Below are 2,043 nucleotides of genomic sequence, written 5' to 3'. Positions count from 1 at the left end.
CTGCTACACCTCGGGCACCACCGGGAACCCGAAGGGTGTGGCCTACTCGCACCGGTCGATCTACCTGCACTCGTTGCAGGTCTGCATGCCGGAGGGTTTCGGTCTCGGGCCGACCGACCGCGAGTTGGCCATCGTGCCGATGTTCCACGCCATGTCCTGGGGCCTGCCGTACGCGGCCTTCCTCTCCGGCGCGTCGCTGATCATGCCGGACCGGTTCCTCCAGGCCGCGCCGATCGCCGAGATGATCGCCGCCGAGCGGCCCACCCTGGCCGGCGCGGTGCCGACCATCTGGACCGACCTGCTGGCCTACCTGGACACCCACGACGTGGACACCTCGTCGCTCGGTGAGGTGATCGTCGGCGGGTCGGCGTGCCCGCCGGCGTTGATGCACGCGTTCGGCGAGCGGCACGGGATCGAGGTCATCCACGCCTGGGGGATGACCGAGATGTCTCCGCTGGGGTCGGTCTCACGTCCACCCGCCGGTGTGACAGATGAGCAGGCGTGGCGTTACCGCTACACGCAGGGGCGGGTGCCGGCGGGCGTGCAGGCGCGGATCGTCGGCCCGTCGGGCGAGCCGATGCCCGCCGACGGCACGGCGGTGGGCGAGTTGGAGGTCCGTGGGCCGTGGGTGACCGCCCGGTACGTCGGTGACGACGCCCCGGAGGAGGAGAAGTTCCGCGACGGCTGGCTGCGAACCGGCGACGTCGGCACCCTCTCGCCGGACGGGTACATCACGCTGACCGACCGCGCCAAGGACGTGATCAAGTCCGGTGGTGAGTGGATTTCGTCGGTGGAGCTGGAGAACGCGCTGATGGCCCACCCGGCGGTGTTGGAGGCGTGCGTGGTGGGTGTCCCGGACGAGCGGTGGGACGAGCGGCCACTGGCCACCGTGGTGGTCCGGGAGGGCGCGTCGGTGACCGCGGAGGAGCTGCGGGACTTCCTGGCCACGTCGGTGGCGCGCTGGCAGTTGCCCGAGCGCTGGGCGTTCATCGACACCGTGCCGAAGACGAGCGTGGGCAAGTTCGACAAGAAGGTCGTCCGTTCGCGGTACGCCGGGGGTGAGCTGACTGTCCGGGAGCTGACAGCCCCGTAACGTTTTGCCAGGCACTGTCGCCTGTTGGGGCGGGAGTACTCCTGCAACAACCCTCCCCAGGGGCGGCCCCGGCGTTCGCACCGCGCCGGGGCCGCCCGCTCCACGCGGGGTGACCCGCACCATCATTGTTGCGAAAGTTATTCGCTTCTGTCCTGCTGACGGGGAAATCGGGCGATCGGCGACCCGATCAGGCGTCGCTGGTGGTGATGAGCACCTTGCCCACCGTCGAATCCTCCACCGCCTGGTGCGCCGCTGCCGCCTCGGCCAGGGGGTAGTAGTGCAACGGCAGCCCGGCGTCCGCACCCACCCGGATGCCGCCCTGGCTGGCCGCCGCCGCCACGTCCTTCACGCCCAGCGCCTTGGCCGCCTTCGGCTCCGTGTAGACAAGCACGAACTGCCAACGGGCGTTCGGCGCCATCATCGCCCGGATCGGGATGCTGACCTCGCCCCCACCGTCGTCGGCGTACATGCAGACCGCGCCGCCGTGGCGCAGCACCTGGGCGTCGATCGGGGCGTTACGGGCGGGAGAGACCTCCACGATCGTGTGGACCCCGTCGGGGGCGATCTTGTGGACCTCCTCGACCACGTCCTGCTCCCGATAATTGATCACAAAGGAGGCACCGGCCGACCCGGCGAGCTGCGCCTTCTCCGCGCTGCTCACAGTGGCGATCACCGTGGCGTCGGACCACCGGGCGAGCTGGATCGCGGCGTTGCCGACCGCTCCCGCGCCGCCCTGCACCAGCACCGTGTGATCCGCCAACGCGCCGGCCCGCAACGTGTCCGGCATGAACTCACCAGCGGTCAGACAGCGGTGCGCGGTGAGGAACGGAATGCCCAGGGCGGCGCCCAGCTCGAACGGGGCGTCGCCGAGGCGTACCGCCTGCCGGACCGGCACCAGCGTGTACTCCGCCGCCGTACCCCACTGTCGCTGCCAGGCCGCTTCCCAGATC

The 2,043-nt window shown here is 70.5% G+C and carries 2 protein-coding genes; one reads left to right on the top strand and one right to left on the bottom strand.

Features of this window, described 5'->3' with window-relative positions; translation table 11 throughout:
- The coding region (locus KBX53_RS31010; protein ID WP_210863293.1) for a long-chain-fatty-acid--CoA ligase at positions 1 to 1,093 on the top strand (1,093 nt) is incomplete at its 5' end.
- Positions 1,094 to 1,280: 187 nt separating this feature from the next.
- Here KBX53_RS31010 and KBX53_RS31005 read toward each other — a convergent pair.
- The coding region (locus KBX53_RS31005; protein WP_210863290.1) for a zinc-binding dehydrogenase at positions 1,281 to 2,043 on the bottom strand (763 nt) is incomplete at its 5' end.

Origin of the sequence: Micromonospora sp. M51 (genome assembly GCF_018070305.1) — a bacterium.
GTDB lineage: Bacteria > Actinomycetota > Actinomycetes > Mycobacteriales > Micromonosporaceae > Micromonospora > Micromonospora parva.
Note: the sequence above shows the minus strand (reverse complement) of the source record. Positions and strands in the feature narration are given on the sequence as shown.